Annotated in this window: 14 protein-coding genes; 7 read left to right on the forward strand and 7 right to left on the reverse strand. The window is 68.0% G+C overall.

What is annotated here, in order from left to right; genetic code table 11:
• Window positions 1-2: 2 nt before the first annotated feature.
• The 6 genes from QSJ95_RS07420 to eat all read right to left on the reverse strand — a co-directional run bounded on the left by QSJ95_RS07420 (window position 3) and on the right by eat (window position 6,262).
• Complete coding sequence (locus QSJ95_RS07420) at window positions 3-662, reverse strand: DedA family protein (protein ID WP_009615964.1); 660 nt, start codon at window positions 660-662, stop codon at window positions 3-5.
• A gap of 246 nt (window positions 663-908) precedes the next feature.
• Window positions 909-1,799, reverse strand: a complete 891-nt coding sequence (locus QSJ95_RS07425; RefSeq protein ID WP_009615965.1) for a substrate-binding periplasmic protein — start codon at window positions 1,797-1,799, stop codon at window positions 909-911.
• A gap of 92 nt (window positions 1,800-1,891) precedes the next feature.
• Window positions 1,892-2,356, reverse strand: a complete 465-nt coding sequence (locus QSJ95_RS07430) for a GNAT family N-acetyltransferase (protein ID WP_276214318.1) — start codon at window positions 2,354-2,356, stop codon at window positions 1,892-1,894.
• Window positions 2,357-2,627: 271 nt separating this feature from the next.
• Window positions 2,628-3,440, reverse strand: a complete 813-nt coding sequence (eutC, locus tag QSJ95_RS07435; RefSeq protein WP_009615967.1) for an ethanolamine ammonia-lyase subunit EutC — start codon at window positions 3,438-3,440, stop codon at window positions 2,628-2,630.
• 10 nt (window positions 3,441-3,450) lie between these two features.
• Window positions 3,451-4,845, reverse strand: a complete 1,395-nt coding sequence (locus tag QSJ95_RS07440; RefSeq protein WP_269962395.1) for an ethanolamine ammonia-lyase subunit EutB — start codon at window positions 4,843-4,845, stop codon at window positions 3,451-3,453.
• 52 nt (window positions 4,846-4,897) lie between these two features.
• Window positions 4,898-6,262 (reverse strand): ethanolamine permease, encoded by a 1,365-nt coding sequence (gene eat, locus QSJ95_RS07445; protein ID WP_009615969.1) that lies wholly within the window; start codon window positions 6,260-6,262, stop codon window positions 4,898-4,900.
• Between the two features lie 303 nt (window positions 6,263-6,565).
• On the opposite strand from eat, the gene qhpR reads away from it, so the two are divergent.
• The 3 genes from qhpR to QSJ95_RS07460 all read left to right on the forward strand — a co-directional run bounded on the left by qhpR (window position 6,566) and on the right by QSJ95_RS07460 (window position 8,696).
• Entirely contained in the window at window positions 6,566-7,615 is a 1,050-nt protein-coding gene (gene qhpR / locus QSJ95_RS07450) for an AraC-like transcriptional regulator QhpR (RefSeq protein ID WP_009615970.1), read from the forward strand.
• 359 nt (window positions 7,616-7,974) lie between these two features.
• Window positions 7,975-8,463, forward strand: a complete 489-nt coding sequence (locus QSJ95_RS07455) for a hypothetical protein (protein WP_285641244.1) — start codon at window positions 7,975-7,977, stop codon at window positions 8,461-8,463.
• Window positions 8,460-8,696, forward strand: coding sequence for an MYXO-CTERM sorting domain-containing protein (locus QSJ95_RS07460; RefSeq protein ID WP_009615971.1), 237 nt, complete (start codon window positions 8,460-8,462; stop codon window positions 8,694-8,696). The genes QSJ95_RS07455 and QSJ95_RS07460 overlap by 4 nt, the downstream gene beginning before the upstream one ends.
• Window positions 8,697-8,748: 52 nt before the next feature.
• On the opposite strand, the gene exaC is transcribed toward QSJ95_RS07460, so the two are convergent.
• The gene (gene exaC / locus QSJ95_RS07465) at window positions 8,749-10,269 is read right to left on the reverse strand and encodes an acetaldehyde dehydrogenase ExaC (RefSeq protein ID WP_009615972.1); all 1,521 of its coding nucleotides are present in this window, start codon (window positions 10,267-10,269) and stop codon (window positions 8,749-8,751) included.
• Between the two features lie 304 nt (window positions 10,270-10,573).
• Here exaC and QSJ95_RS07470 point away from each other — a divergent pair, with 304 nt between their 5' ends.
• From QSJ95_RS07470 to QSJ95_RS07485, 4 genes are all read left to right on the forward strand, one after another.
• Entirely contained in the window at window positions 10,574-12,484 is a 1,911-nt protein-coding gene (locus QSJ95_RS07470; protein ID WP_285641246.1) for a sigma-54-dependent Fis family transcriptional regulator, read from the forward strand.
• Between the two features lie 310 nt (window positions 12,485-12,794).
• Window positions 12,795-14,147, forward strand: coding sequence for a UDP-N-acetylmuramate:L-alanyl-gamma-D-glutamyl-meso-diaminopimelate ligase (mpl, locus tag QSJ95_RS07475; RefSeq protein WP_058487422.1), 1,353 nt, complete (start codon window positions 12,795-12,797; stop codon window positions 14,145-14,147).
• Between the two features lies 1 nt (window position 14,148).
• Complete coding sequence (gene ubiX / locus QSJ95_RS07480) at window positions 14,149-14,778, forward strand: flavin prenyltransferase UbiX (RefSeq protein WP_009615976.1); 630 nt, start codon at window positions 14,149-14,151, stop codon at window positions 14,776-14,778.
• Between the two features lie 16 nt (window positions 14,779-14,794).
• Window positions 14,795-15,055 carry a YceK/YidQ family lipoprotein gene (locus tag QSJ95_RS07485; RefSeq protein WP_009615977.1) on the forward strand — a complete coding sequence of 87 codons (261 nt, stop codon included), beginning with the start codon at window positions 14,795-14,797 and terminating at the stop codon, window positions 15,053-15,055.
• The last annotated feature ends 505 nt before the right edge of the window (window positions 15,056-15,560 follow it).

Here is a 15,560-nt window from a genome sequence, read left to right on the forward strand (position 1 = left end):
TATCAGCGCTCCGAGGCTTGCGGCTTGCCGTTGCGCGCCAGCTTGTGGCGGACCACGCCGATCAGCATGGGCACCAGGGAGAAGGCGATGATGGCGATGATCATCACCGACAGGTTCTGCTTGATGAAGGGCACGTTGCCGAAGAAGTAGCCCAGGGTGACCAGGCCGCCGACCCAGGCGATGCTGCCGGCGACGCTGAAGAACAGGAAGCGCAGGTAGGGCATGTAGGCCATGCCGGCGACGAAAGGGGCAAAGGTGCGCACGATGGGCAGGAAGCGCGCGAGGGTCACGGTCTTGCCGCCGTGGCGCTCGTAGAAGGCGTGGGTCTGGTCCAGGTAGTCGCGGCGGAACACCTTGGAGTCCGGGTTGCTGAACAGGCGCTTGCCCAGGGTCCGGCCGATCACGTAGTTGGTGCTGTCGCCGCTGATGGCCGCGAACAGCAGCAGGCTGCCCAGCACCCACGGGTCCATGCCGCCGGTGGCGCAGATGGCACCGGCGATGAACAGCAGGGAGTCGCCGGGGAGGAAGGGCGTTACCACCAGGCCGGTTTCGCAGAAGATCACCAGGAACAGGATGGCGTAGATCCAGGCCCCGTAGTTGTTGACCAGCAGCGAGAGATAGGTGTCGAGATGCAGAACGAGGTCGATCGGGTTGAAATCCATGAGGCGCCTTGAAAACCGCGTGGTGAACTGCCGAGCCCGGCATTATAGGCACCCCCGCGTTGCCGTGGGGCGCGCTTTGTCGCAGGCGTCTGTCCACGACAGGTTGCAGGATATTACAGCGCTCGAGTGAAAAGACTGTCGGCATGAAGGCTGCAGTTCCGCAGTGGAAATCTCTGTCGGAACCTCGCCCGATGTCCCTGTCCGGGGGGCTTTTGGCGCCGGTGCGGCTGTCGAAGCGGGGCCGGGCTAGCGCAGGCTCGCCTGCCAGTCCAGGGTTGGCGCCGCTGGGCGGTTGTCGGCGCCTTCGCGGGCGCGGTCGTGGCCGGCGGCGCCTGGTACCTGCTCGGCTAGCGGGTGTTCGGCCACGGCGCGGATGCCCTGGGCGGTTTCCAGGTGGGCGTCGGCGATCAGCTGTTGCAGGCGCCCGCTCTGGCGCAGCGTGCGCAGGCCGCGGTCGAGGTTGGCGGCCAGCGCCTCGCCGCCGGTGCGGGTCTTGGGAATCAGCACGTAGAGGGGCTTGACCTCCAGCGGCGGCTCGATGAATTCCAGCTGCTCGCGCAGCGCCGGGGCGTTGCGCGCCAGCAGGTGGTAGCCGGTGTAGCGATCCACCACCGCCAGGTCGAGGCGCCCGCGCAGGAGTTTTTCCAGGTTCTGCCAGTCGTTGTTGACCACTTCCTTGGTGAGGAAGTCGGCCTTGTCGAAATCCGCCTGGTTGACGTAGCCGCGCACCACGCCGATGCGGTAGGGGCGCAGGCTGTCGAGGTCGCCGGCGCGGTAGGCGATGGCGCGGTCGCGGCGGTGGAAGAAGCCCAGTTGCGAGTCCAGCAGCGGCATCGAGGTGTAGAAGTCGCGGCTGCGGTCGGCCGACAGGTAGGCCGGCATCAGGGCGTCGTAGTGGCCTTCGCGGGTTTCGTTGAGGGCCCGCTGCCAGGGCAGGAACACCCGCTCGGCGCGGTCGCCGTTGAGCGCCAGGGCTTCGTCGAGGATGCGGCTGGCCAGGCCCTGGCCGGGCAGGTCGGCGCCGACGTAGGGCTCCCAGTCGAGGGTGGCCACGCGCAGGGTATCGGCCTGGACGGTGCCCAGGCCGAACAGCAGGAGCAGGGAGAAGTGACGCAGTAGACGCTGGGGAATGCCCATGGAGCCCCTTAGCCGCCGAACGCCGGGCGGCACGTGCGATGCTTCACTGTAATGCTGGCGTTAAGCCATTGCCAGCGTAATGCGCTCTCGGCTTAGACGAGATCGTCACTGATGGGCAGGATGTAGTTCTTGAACTCGGTGTCCTCGCGGAAGCCGATGGACTCGTAGACCTTCTGCGCCACTTCGTTGTTGGTGCTGGTGGACACGCGCATGCGCACGGCATTGGTTTCCCGCGCCATCTGCCGGGCGTGCTGCAGCAGGTGGTCGGCCACCAGCTGGCGGCGGGCGTCCTCGGCGACGTAGATGTCGTTGAGGATCCACACGCGCTTGAGCGACAGCGAGGAGAAGCTCGGGTAGAGCTGGCAGAAGCCCAGCAGCTTGTCTTCGCTGTCGTCCGGCAGCGCCAGGTAGATCACCGACTCCTTGCGCTTGAGGCGCTTCTCGAGGAATTTCCGCGAGGATTCGGGGTAGGGCAGCATCCCGTAGAACTCACGATACTTGACGAACAGCGGGGCGAGCAGGTCGAGGTGATCGAGGGTGGCTTGCACGATGCGCATGGGCGGATCTCTGCGTTCGGTGAATGGGCTGCTGTCACGATGCAGGTGCTGTGCCAGCACAACACTGCCCCAGATGCTGCACCAGAAATCGTTGAAAGCGCAATCCAAGCGAGCGTTTGATCGACAGTGGTGTTTCGGCCGGACGCAGGGCAATTGTCCTGCCAGCTGCGCCGAGGCGCTTTTCGTTGGATGGGTTGAGCCTGCGAAACCCATGCGGTCAGGGTGATGGGTATCGCTTCGCTCAACCCATCCTACGAAGCAGGAGCGTGCCCTAGCGCCCGGCCAGCAGGAAGTTGGCCCCCGGCCCCTGGCCTTCCAGCGTCGGCAGTTCCGCCTCGTCCTTCAGGTTCACCCCCGAGAGCTGACGGCGGCAGGCTTCGCGCATCAGGTACAGCAGGCGGTGGGCGGCCATGCCGTAGCTCAGGCCTTCCAGGCGCACGTTGGAGATGCAGTTGCGGTAGGCGTCGTTCAGGCCGACCTTCGGCGCCCAGGTGAAGTACAGGCCGAGGCTGTCCGGCGAGCTGAGGCCGGGGCGTTCGCCGATGAGGATGACCACCATCTTCGCCCGCAGCAGTTCGCCCACCTCGTCCGCCACCGCCACGCGCCCCTGTTGCACCAGGGCCACCGGCGACAGGCTCCAGTTCTCGGCCGCGGCCATGTCCTCCAGGCGTTCCAGGAAGGGCAGGGCGTGACGCTGCACGGCCAGCGCGGAGAGACCGTCGGCCACCACCACGGCCAGGTCGTAGCCCGCGGGGTTGGCCTCGCCGTGCTGGCGCAGCAGTGCCGCCGAGTCTTCATCCAGGCGGCGGCCCAGGTCGGGGCGCTGCAGGTAGGTGTGGCGGTCGGCGGCGGCGCTGTGCAGCAGCAGGCTGGCGCGCCCGCGTTCGGCCAGGGCGGCGCTCAGGCCGGCATGGTCGAAGCTCAGGTGCACGGCGTCGCGGGCCTGGGCGTGGGCGAACTGGAAGTCCAGTTGCGCCCTGGTCGGCAGGCTGGTGCCGGCGCGGCCCAGGGCGATGCGCGCCGGGGTCAGGCGGCGCAGTTCCTGCCAGGGGTTGGGGGTGGCGGTGGACTTCTCTTCGCTCATCCGCGCGTCCTCAGTTCAGTTGCGCCAGGGCCGGGCGGAACGCCGGCGGCAGTTGCTCGGCCAGGCGCACCTTGCCTTCGCGCTGCTGCAGGATGTGCATGCGTTCCAGCCACTCCTCGAATTCCGGCGCCGGGCGCAGGCCCAGGCTCTGGCGGGCGTAGAGGGCGTCGTGGAAGGAGGTGGTCTGGTAGTTGAGCATCACGTCGTCGGAGCCGGGGATGCCCATGATGAAGTTGATGCCGGCCACGCCCAGCAGGGTCAGCAGCATGTCCATGTCGTCCTGGTCGGCCTCGGCATGGTTGGTGTAGCAGATGTCGCAGCCCATGGGCACGCCCAGCAGCTTGCCGCAGAAGTGGTCTTCCAGGCCGGCGCGGATGATCTGCTTGCCGTTGTACAGGTATTCCGGGCCGATGAAGCCGACCACGGTGTTCACCAGGAACGGCTTGAAGTGCCGGGCCACGGCGTAGGCGCGGGCCTCGCAGGTCTGCTGGTCGACGCCGTGGTGGGCGTTGGCCGAGAGCGCGCTGCCCTGGCCGGTCTCGAAGTACATGAGGTTGTCGCCCAGCGTCCCGCGCTTGAGCGACAGGCCCGCCTCGTAGCCTTCCTGCAGCACCGCCAGGCTCACGCCGAAGCTGGCGTTGGCCGCCTCGGTGCCGGCGATGGACTGGAACACCAGGTCCAGCGGCGCGCCGCGGTTGATCGCCTCGATGGAGCTGGTGACGTGGGTCAGCACGCAGGACTGGGTGGGGATTTCGTAGCGCTGGATGATGGCGTCGAGCATTTCCAGCAGGGTGCAGATGGATTGCAGGCTGTCGGTGGCCGGGTTGATCCCCAGCATGGCATCGCCGTTGCCGTAGAGCAGGCCGTCGAGGACGCTGGCGGCGATGCCGGCCGGGTCGTCGGTGGGGTGGTTGGGCTGCAGCCGGGTGGACAGCCGCCCGCGCAGCCCCTGGGTATTACGGAAGCGGGTGACCACGCGGATTTTCTGCGCCACCAGCACCAGGTCCTGCACGCGCATGATCTTCGATACCGCCGCCGCCATCTCCGGCGTCAGCCCCGGCGCCAGGGCGCGCAGGCTGGCCTCGTCGGCGGCGTCGCCGAGCAGCCAGTCGCGGAAGTCGCCCACCGTCAGGTGGCTGACCGGGGCGAAGGCGGCGCGGTCGTGGCCGTCGATGATCAGGCGGGTGACTTCGTCGGCTTCGTAGGGGATCAGCGCCTCGTCGAGGAAGCGCTTGAGCGGCACCTCGGCCAGGGCCATCTGCGCGGCCACGCGCTCGGCGTCGCTGCTGGCGGCGACGCCGGCCAGGCAGTCGCCGGAGCGCGCCGGGCTGGCCTTGGCCATCAACTGCCTGAGGCTGTCGAAGCGCCAGGTCTGGCCACCGACGCTGTGGGCGTATCCGGGCATGGGAACTCCTTGTGCTCAACGGCGCCGGACCTCGCGGCCCGGCGCGGGTGGATCAACCTTCGCTGGCGAAGCTGGCCGGCACGCCACGGCGCGCGGCGATCACCAGGTTGCAGCAGATGAAGCCAGCGAGCATCAGCGCCAGGAACACCAGGGCGATCACCTGGTTGTACCACAGCATGGCAGCCAGGCAGACGAGCGCCAGGGCCAGGGCGATGCCCGGCACGATCGGGTAACCGGGCGCGCGGAAGGTGCGCTCCAGGTGCGGCTCGCTGCGGCGCAGCTTGAACAGGCTGAGCATGCTCATGATGTACATGACGATGGCGCCGAACACGCTCATGGTGATCATCGCGGCGGTCAGGGTCATGCCCTGCAGGCTGATCAGGTTGTCGCTGAAGATCGCTGCGATGCCCACCACGCCGCCGGCGAGGATGGCCCGGTGCGGGGTCTGGAAGCGCGAGAGTTTCGCCAGGCCTGGGGGCAGGAAGCCGGCGCGGGCCAGGGCGAAGAACTGCCGCGAGTAGCCGAGGATGATGCCGTGGAAGCTGGCCACCAGGCCGAACAGGCCGATCCATACCAGCATGTGCATCCAGGTGGAGTTGTTGCCGACCACCGCTTTCATGGCCTGCGGCAGCGGGTCGTTGATGTTCGACAGCTCGCGCCAGTCGCCGACGCCGCCGGCGAAGATCATCACGCCGATGGCCAGGGTCACCAGGGTGAGGATGCCGGCGATGTAGGCGCGCGGGATGGTGCGTTTCGGGTCCTTGGCTTCCTCGGCGGCCATGGCCGCGCCCTCGATGGCGAGGAAGAACCAGATGGCGAAGGGAATGGCCGCGAAGATGCCGCCGATGGCCGCGCTGCTGAAGGTGCTGGAGCCGGCCCAGCCGTTGAGCACGAAGTTGCTGAAGCTGAAGCCCGGCGCCACCACGCCCATGAACACCAGCAGCTCGGCCACCGCGAGCACTGTGACCACCAGCTCGAAGGTGGCGGCGATGCTCACGCCGAGGATGTTCAGCGTCATGAAGATGGCGTAGGCGCCGGTGGCCGCCCATTTTGGGTCCAGCGCCGGGAACTGCACGTTGAGGTAGGCGCCGATGGCCATGGCGATGGCCGGCGGGGCGAAGACGAACTCGATCAGGGTGGCGATGCCGGCGATGGTCGCGCCGGTCTTGCCGAAGGCCCGCAGGCTGTAGGCGAAGGGGCCGCCGGCGTGGGGAATGGCGGTGGTCAGTTCGGTGTAGCTGAAGATGAAGCAGGTGTACATCAGGGCCACCATCAGGGTGGTGACCAGGAAGCCCAGGGTGCCGGCGGTGCCCCAGCCGTAGCTCCAGCCGAAGTACTCGCCGGAAATCACCAGGCCCACGGCCAGGCCCCAGAGGTGCAAGGTTCCCAGCGTCGGTTTTAGTTGTGATGCGCTCATTGCGGACTCCTCTGCCCCTCGGGGCGTGGACGGGTTGCCTGGCTTCGATGGTAGCGACGGCGGGGGCCCAGGACTTGACCCTGGAGCCCGCCGTGCGGCCTCTGCGGTCAAGTTGCAACGAGGTGTTACCCATCGCCCCAGGATGGCGCGGGGCCTGCACGGGAATGTCGCGTCCAGGGGCCGATGGGGTGGCTGTCATGGGGTATTTCGGGCCTCCGGGGCGAGGCACGGTAATTGCTAACGGTAAACGGTAATTGCTAAGTAGTTTTGTCGGATAAGCGATCAATAACAACGAGCGTGCCCATGAACCCGTCCCTGTTTTCCTGTGCCGTCGCCACGCCCTCGGCGAGCAACCTGGGCGTGCTGTCCGCCGCCGCCAGCGGCCTGGATGGCTTCATCACCGCCCAGGGCGGCGATATCGACCGCGTCTTCGGCCGCGCCGGCATCGACCCCGAGCGCCTGCGCCACCCCACCCTGAGCCTGGCCCTGACCAACTACTGCCAGGTGCTGGAAGAGGCGGCGCGGCAGTCCGGCTGCGACAACTTCGGCCTGCGCTACGGCCAGCAGTTCCAGCCCCGCGCCCTTGGCCTGCTGGGCTACGTGGGGCTGTGTTCGGAAACCCTGGAAGACGCCCTGCGCAACTTCGCCGCGGCCTTTCCCTTCCACCAGCACAGCACCCTGATCCGCCTGGTGGATTGCGGCGAGTGCTTCCGCTTCGACTACCAGGTGCAGCACGGCGCCATCCTCGACCGCCGGCAGGATGCCGAGCTGACCATGGGCATGGCGCTGAACCTGCTGCGCCACGCCCTCGGCCAGGACTGGTCGCCGCGCGCGGTGGGCTTCGAGCATGCCCGCCCGGAGGACTGGCAGGAGCACGCGCGGGTGTTCGGCGCGCCGGTGCACTTCCAGCGCGGCTGTAATTCGCTGCTGGTGCCCAAGGCCGACATCAAGGGCCGGCTGATGCCCGAGCGCGACGCCAACCTGCTGTTCCTGGTGCAGGACGTGATCCGCCGCCTGGGCGAGCAGGGCCGCGGGCCGGACCTGCTGGAAGACGCCGGCACCCAGATCCGCCTGGCCCTGAGCGAGGGCGAGCCGGTGCTGGAACTGATCGCCGAGCGCCTGGAGCTGACCACCGCCGGCCTGCAACGGCGCCTGCGCGAGGCCGGGCTGAGCTTCAGCCAACTGGTGGAGAACACCCGCCGCGAACTGGCGGTGCACTACCTGCGCCAGCGCCAGCGGCCGATCTCCGAGCTGGCGCCGCTGCTGGGCTATTCCGAGACCAGCGCCTTCTCCCGCGCCTTCCGCCGCTGGTTCGGCGTGAGCCCGCGGCAATGGCGCAGCGACGAAGCCTGATCTTCCCGGCCGCGCCGGCGCACGCCTGCAACGTAGGACCTTGACCGCGATAACCGGAGATTCCGGCGCGGATTATGCTGTGCGACCCGCGCCGTTCCCATGTAGGAGCGCGCCCTGCGCGCGAATTGCGGGCAGGGCCCGCTCCTACAGGTTGACTGCGAATTTCCCATCCATGCCGGACAGGCTCCCGCGCGGGAGACATCGGCGGATAACCGCGAACGGTTATGCGCCCTACACACTTGAAACTGGGACTTTTCAGGCGGCCGATCAGGCCGTTGTCCGATAGTCCGGATCGAGGGCAAATCCGAATCTGGCCGACCTGCCGCCGAATACGGGGCAAACCTGCCGGGTCGCCGTCCATGAAGATAGAGTGCCGCCAGGCGCAAAACGCGCATGGCATCGTTTTCTCGTTGATGATCGTTCAACTGGTTGCTGCCGAGCGGAACCGGTTACGTTCGTTGAACTACGATCGAACGCTCCGTTGGAATCAGGACATAGCCGAGTTTGTCTTGGATGTTTTCGACTACATGCAGGCGAGGGATCGCCTCTGCATGTTTGGCGTGCTGGTATCCGAACCTTTGAGCCGGGAGCAGGCCGACGCTTTGAACCACCAGAGAGTCAGTGTCGCCAATGCCGTTGCCGGGATCGCCACGGCAGCCGGCTCGCGTATACATCCCATCGCAGGATTGGCCATGGGGGCCGCAAGCAGGCGTTTCGCGTTCGATCGGCTGCCGACCTACCATATCGGCGACCGAATTGTCGGCGCCGATGCCGTAGTGAGTGGTGGCATAGGTCCGCAGCGGTCTACCCAGTCCATGCTGCTCAAGACGGGAGCTTCCCGCGGATGAGCGACATACTCCAGTACGCCGTGGCGCTCGTCCTGATCGTCTCGGTCGATCATCTGGTTCGCCGCCGGACGTTGCGTCGGTGGCTGGGAGGCGGGTGCTTCCTGGCCGGTTGGGCAGTCATTCTCCAGTGGCCGACGGGGCTGTCCCATGGCGGTGACAGTGTCATTCCCGCTCTGGCGCTGATCGCCCTGGGCGGCTCCCTGCTCCTGCGCCGCAGGCGTGCCGAGGCCTGAAAAAAAGCGCGGCCCGAGGGCCGCGCGGAAGAGAGTCGAAAGCTCGCTGCTATCAGAAGAAGCCCAGCGGATTGATGTCGTAGCTGACCAGCAGGTTCTTGGTCTGCTGGTAGTGGTCGAGCATCATCTTGTGGGTCTCGCGGCCCACGCCGGATTTCTTGTAGCCGCCGAACGCAGCGTGCGCCGGGTACAGGTGGTAGCAGTTGGTCCACACGCGGCCGGCCTTGATGCCGCGGCCCATGCGGTAGGCGCGGTTGATGTCGCGGGTCCAGACGCCGGCACCCAGGCCGTACTCGGTGTCGTTGGCGATGGCCAGGGCCTCGGCTTCGTCCTTGAAGGTGGTGACGCCCACCACCGGGCCGAAGATTTCTTCCTGGAACACGCGCATCTTGTTGCTGCCCTTGAGCAGCGTCGGCTGGATGTAGTAGCCGGTGGCCAGGCTGCCTTCGAGCTTCTCGACCTGGCCGCCGACCAGCACTTCGGCGCCTTCCTGCTGGGCGATGTCGAGGTAGGAGAGGATCTTGTCGAACTGCTGCTGCGAGGCCTGGGCGCCAACCATGGTGTCGGTGTCCAGCGGGTCGCCGCGCTTGATCGCCTTGACCTTCTTCATCACCACTTCCATGAACTGCGGGTAGATGGATTCCTGCACCAGGGCGCGGGACGGGCAGGTGCACACCTCGCCCTGGTTGAAGAAGGCCAGCACCAGGCCCTCGGCGGCCTTCTCGATGAAGGTCGGCTCGGCCTGCATGATGTCTTCGAAGTAGATGTTCGGGCTCTTGCCGCCCAGTTCCACGGTGCTGGGGATGATGTTCTTCGCCGCGCATTCGAGGATGTGCGAGCCCACCGGGGTGGAGCCGGTGAAGGCGATCTTGGCGATGCGCTTGCTGGTGGCCAGCGCCTCGCCGGCTTCCTTGCCGAAGCCTTGCACCACGTTGAGCACGCCCGGCGGCAGCAGGTCGCCGATGATCTCCATCAGCACGCAGATGCCCAGCGGCGTCTGCTCGGCCGGCTTGAGCACCACGCAGTTGCCGGCGGCCAGGGCCGGGGCGAGTTTCCAGGCGGCCATCAGCAGCGGGAAGTTCCACGGGATGATCTGCCCGACCACGCCCAGCGGCTCGTGGATGTGGTAGGCCACGGTGCTGTCGTTGATCTCCGCGGCCGAGCCTTCCTGGGCGCGGATGCAGCCGGCGAAGTAGCGGAAGTGGTCGGCGGCCAGCGGGATGTCGGCGTTGAGGGTTTCGCGCACCGGCTTGCCGTTGTCCCAGGTCTCGGTGACGGCGAGCACTTCCAGGTTCTGTTCGATGCGGTCGGCGATCTTCAGCAGGACCAGCGAGCGCTCCTGCACCGAGGTGCGACCCCAGGCATCGGCCGCGGCATGGGCGGCGTCCAGGGCCTTGTCGATGTCGGCGGCGTCGGAGCGGGGGAACTCGGCGATGGGCTGGCCGTTCACCGGCGAGGTGTTGACGAAGTACTGGCCGTTGACCGGGGGCACGAACTCGCCACCGATGTAGTTGCCGTAGCGGGACTTGAAGGAAACGACAGCACCTTGGCTACCGGGTTGGGCGTAACGCATGGTGGATCTCCTGGCTCTTGTGCTTGTTGGGGAGGACGCGTTTGCGGTCTGACAAGCGTAGAGCAAGGGCCGGGCCATGCCAGCGCGAACCGCGTGGTTGCTGGGCCGGCGGTCGGTTGGTGGGCACCCGCCGACGGACGGTGTGGCAGCGCTGGTACAGGCCTGGGTGACAGTTTGTCCCGCATCCGGTACAGCGGCTGACCGCCAGGTCACGCGGGCATTGCATTGCGCGGCGCGCTGGACGATGCTGCGGGAACGGTCGCCCCGGGACTGCCTGCCGTCCCTTCCGTGGAGAACCATAACAATGAGTGCGAACGCCATGAGTCGCCACGCCCGCCAGGTCATGACAGTGGCCCGCGGGCAGCAACCGGCCAGCGGCCCCGCCGCCGATCCGTCGATCGCCCGTTCCTGGCTGCGCTGCCTGGAGGAATACCACCTCGACCCGGCGCAGACGCTGCCGCCCACGGTGCTGGAGCACCGGCGCATGCTGGAGCGCCGCGAAGGCCTGCAGCAGGTGCTGGAGATCGCCAGCGGCGAGATGACCAGCCTGCGCCAGCAACTCGCCGGCGCCGGCCACGCGGTGCTGCTCACCGACGCCCGCGGGGTGATCCTCAACCGCGTCTGCGACGAGGCCGAGCGCGCCACCTTCGAGCACGCCGGGCTGTGGCTGGGCGCCGACTGGAGCGAGGCCCGCGAGGGCACCAACGGCATCGGCACCTGCCTCATCGAGCGCCAGGCGCTGACCATCCACCGCGACGAACATTTCCGCAGCCTGCATACCGGCCTGACCTGCTCGGCGAGCCCGGTGTTCGACCCCCACGGCGAACTGCTGGCGGTGCTCGACGTGTCCTCGGCGCGCCGCGACCTGTCGCGGCAGAGCCAGTTCCACACCATGGCCCTGGTCAACCTCTCGGCGAAGATGATCGAGAGCTGCTACTTCCTGCGCCGCTTCGAAGGCCAGTGGCTGCTGCGCTTCCACCTGCAGGCCGAGTACGTCGGGCTGTTCAGCGAGGGCCTGGTGGCCTTCGACGGCGCCGGGCGCATCCTCGCCGCCAACCAGGGCGCGCTGAACCTGCTCGACCGCCCGCGCGACGGCCTGCTCGGCCGCAGCGTGGAAGACTGCTTCGACATCCGCCTGGACGAGCTGCTCGGCCGCGCCAGCACCCAGGCCGGCCTCAGCTGGCCGCTGCGCAGCCATGCCGGGCGCCAGTTCCACGCGCAGCTGCGGGGCGAGCCGCGGCCACTGGCGATTCCCGTATCACGGCCGGCGCCTGTCGCGCCGGGGCTGTGCCTGGGCGACGAGCGCCTGGCCGCGGACTTCCGTCGCGCGCTCAAGGTGTATGCCCACGACGTGCCGCTGCTGCTGCACGGCGAGACCGGCTCGGGCAAGGAGGCCTTCGCCAAGGCCGTGCACCAGTCCGGCGAGCGCGCCGGCAAGGCCTTCGTCGCGCTGAACTGCGCGGCCATCCCGGAAAGCCTGATCGAGAGCGAGCTGTTCGGCTACCGCGGCGGCAGCTTCACCGGCGCGCGCAAGGAAGGCATGCGCGGCAAGCTGCTGCAGGCCGACGGCGGCACCCTGTTCCTCGACGAGATCGGCGACATGCCCCTGGCCCTGCAGACGCGCCTGCTGCGCGTACTGGAAGAGCGCCAGGTGGTGCCCCTGGGCGACGGCGTGGCGCAGCCGGTGGACCTGCGCCTGATCAGCGCCACCCACCGCAACCTGGAAGAGCTGGTGGCCGCCGGCACCTTCCGCGAAGACCTCTACTACCGCCTCAACGGCCTGGTGCTGCAACTGCCGGCCCTGCGCGAGCGCGAGGACCGGCCGCAGCTGCTGGCGCAACTGCTCGCCGAGGAATCCCGGGGTCGGTCCATCGTGCTCGACGAGGACGTGCGCCAGGTCCTGCTCGGCCATCCCTGGCCGGGCAACGTGCGCCAGCTGCGCAACGTGCTGCGCACCCTGGTGGCGCTGAGCGAGGGCGGCCGCGTGCACCTGGCCGACCTGCCGGTGGACATCCGCCGCGCCGCGCAACCCAGGCCCGCGCCCGAAGCGGAGGCGCACGCCGACTGCCTGCTCGATGCCGAGCGCGGCGCCCTGCTGGCAGTGCTGGAGGCGCAGCGCTGGCACATGAGCCGCACCGCGCAGCAGTTGGGCATCAGCCGCAACACCCTGTACCGCAAGCTGCGCCGCCATGGTTTGAGCCGCTCCGTACCGTAGGACGTACAACCGTTCGCGGTTGTACGCCGTTTGACCCAGGCCCCAGGCGGCTCCGGGTTCGACCTTGGCGGTGGGGGCGGCTGTGTAGATGGATGGCTTCAGGTTCGACCTTGGCTTTGGGTGAAGATTGGGTGTATCGGCGGATAACCGCGAACGGTTATACGCCCTACGCCAGGCCCACCAATGGCTTGCGCGGAACCCCCGCCCAATGGCGCCGTCTGATGCATCCAGCCACCCCGCCGGCACCCGGCGCTGTGCTAATCTGCCGCCCATTCGAAGCGCCTTCCCAGGCTTGATTGCAGGAGTCTGCATGCATATCCATATCCTCGGCATCTGCGGCACCTTCATGGGCTCGCTGGCCGTGCTGGCCAAGGAACTGGGGCACCGCGTCACCGGTTCCGACGCCAACGTCTACCCGCCCATGAGCACCCAGTTGCAGGCCCAGGGCATCGAGCTGATGCAGGGCTACGAGCCCGCCCACCTGGAGCCGGCGCCGGACCTGGTGGTGATCGGCAACGCCCTGTCGCGCGGCAACCCGGCGGTGGAGTACGTGCTGAACAAGGGCCTGCCCTACGTTTCCGGCCCGCAGTGGCTGGCCGACCACGTGCTGCAGGGCCGCTGGGTGCTGGCCGCCGCCGGCACCCACGGCAAGACCACCACCAGCAGCATGCTGGCCTGGGTGCTGGAACACGCCGGCATGAGCCCGGGCTTCCTGATCGGCGGCGTGCCGCAGAACTTCGGCGTCTCCGCGCGCCTGGGCGGCACGCCGTTCTTCGTGGTGGAGGCCGACGAGTACGACAGCGCCTTCTTCGACAAGCGCTCGAAGTTCGTCCACTACCGCCCGCGCACCGCCATCCTGAACAACCTGGAATTCGATCACGCGGACATCTTCCCGGACCTGGCGGCCATCGAGCGGCAGTTCCACCACCTGGTGCGGACCATCCCCGGCGAAGGCCTGATCATCCACCCGGAAAACGAAACCGCGCTCAAGCGGGTGATCGGCATGGGCTGCTGGACGCCGGTGCAGACCACCGGCGAGGGCGGCCAATGGCAGGCGCGCCTGCTCAGCGCCGATGGCTCGCGCTTCGAAGTGCTGTTCGACGGCGCCGCCCAGGGCACGGTGGAATGGGAACTGACCGGCCAGCACAACGTCGCCAACGCCCTGGCCTGCTTGGCCGCGGCGCGCCACGTCGGCGTGGTGCCGGAGCTGGGCTGCGCCGCGCTGTCGGCGTTCAAGAGCGTCAAGCGGCGCATGGAGAAGGTCGCCGAAGTGAAGGGCGTGACCCTCTACGACGACTTCGCCCACCACCCGACCGCCATCGCCACTACCCTCGACGGCTTGCGCAAGCGCGTCGGCGACGCCCCGGTGATCGCCGTGGTCGAGCCGCGCTCCAACTCGATGAAGCTGGGCGCCCACCGCGACGGCCTGGCGGACAGCGTCACCCAGGCCGACCGGGTGTTCTGGTACGCGCCGCCGAACCTGGGCTGGGACCTGGCCGCCACCGTGGCCGGCTCGACCGTGCCGACCCAGGTGTGCGATTCCCTGGAGGCCATCATCGAGGGCGTGAAGGCCGTGGCCACGCCGGGCACCCAGGTGGTGATCATGAGCAACGGCGGCTTCGGCGGCCTGCACGGCAAGCTGGCCAAGGCCCTGGAGGACTGAGATGGCGGGAGCCGAACGCGTCACCCTGGCGATGACCGGCGCCTCCGGCGCGCAGTACGGCCTGCGCCTGCTCGACTGCCTGGTGCAGGAAGACCGTGAGGTGCACTTCCTGATCTCCAAGGCCGCGCAACTGGTGGTGGCCACCGAGACCGACGTGACCCTGCCGGGCAAGCCCCAGGCGATGCAGGCCTTCCTCAGCGAATACACCGGCGCCGCGCCTGGGCAGATCCGCGTCTACGGGAAGGAAGACTGGATGGCCCCGGTGGCCTCCGGCTCCGGCGCGCCCGGCGCCATGGTGGTGGTGCCTTGCTCCACCGGCACGCTGTCGGCGATCGCCAGCGGCGCCTGCAACAACCTGATCGAGCGCGCCGCCGACGTCGCCCTGAAGGAGCGCCGCCAGCTGATCCTGGTGCCGCGCGAGGCGCCGCTGTCGAGCATCCACCTGGAGAACATGCTCAAGCTGTCCAACCTGGGCGCGGTGATCCTGCCGGCGGCGCCGGGTTTCTACCATCAGCCGCAGACCATCGACGACCTGATCGACTTCGTGGTCGCGCGCATCCTCAACCAACTGGGCATCCCCCAGGACATGCTGCCGCGCTGGGGCGAACACCACCTTGTCAGTGACGAATAAGCTCCTAGCCGCCTTGATGTTGCTGCAGCTGGGCGGCTGCGCCACCGTGAAGACCCTCAACGCCAACAAGCCCGGCGCCCCGCTGATCTATGCCGGCACGCGGCTGGACTGGTATTCCATCAACGGCGGTTGTTGCCCGCAGGATCATTACGGCACCGAGGCGCCGAAATACCCGCGGCTGGACCTGCCGGGGAGCGCGTTGCTGGATACCGTGCTGTTGCCGCTGTCGATTGCCGCGGAGTTGGGGATCGGCCTGCAGGTGTGGGGCGGGAATTGACGCCGCGGGCCCTGCCCGCGAATCGCGCGCAGGGCGCGCTCCTACAGGTGGGTGTCGCGTAGGAGTGGATCCTATACGCGAACCGCGCCGGAGCCCCCGGCTATCGCGGACAAGGTCCGCTCCTACAGGGGAAATGCCATGCCTCATGCCGAACTGTAGGAGCGGGCCCTGCCCGCGATTTCGCGCGCAGGGCGCGCTCCTGCAGGTGGTGGGCGTTGCGTAGGAGCGGATCCTATCCGCGAACCGCGCCGGAACCTCCGGCTATCGCGGACAAGGTCCGCTACAGGGGAATGCCATGCCTCATGCCGAACTGTAGGAGCGGGCCCTGCCCGCGAAATCGCGCGCAGGTGGGCGTTGCGTAGGAGCGGATCTCATCCGCGAATCGCGCCGGAGCCTCCGGCTATCGCGGACAAGGTCCGCTCCTACAGGGGAATGTCATGCCCCATGCCGAATTGTAGGAGCGGGCCCTGCCCGCGAAATCGCGCGCAGGGCGCAACAGGAAACA

Origin of the sequence: Pseudomonas sp. NBRC 100443, from assembly GCF_030268185.1 — a bacterium.
In the GTDB taxonomy this organism is placed as follows: domain Bacteria; phylum Pseudomonadota; class Gammaproteobacteria; order Pseudomonadales; family Pseudomonadaceae; genus Pseudomonas; species Pseudomonas citronellolis.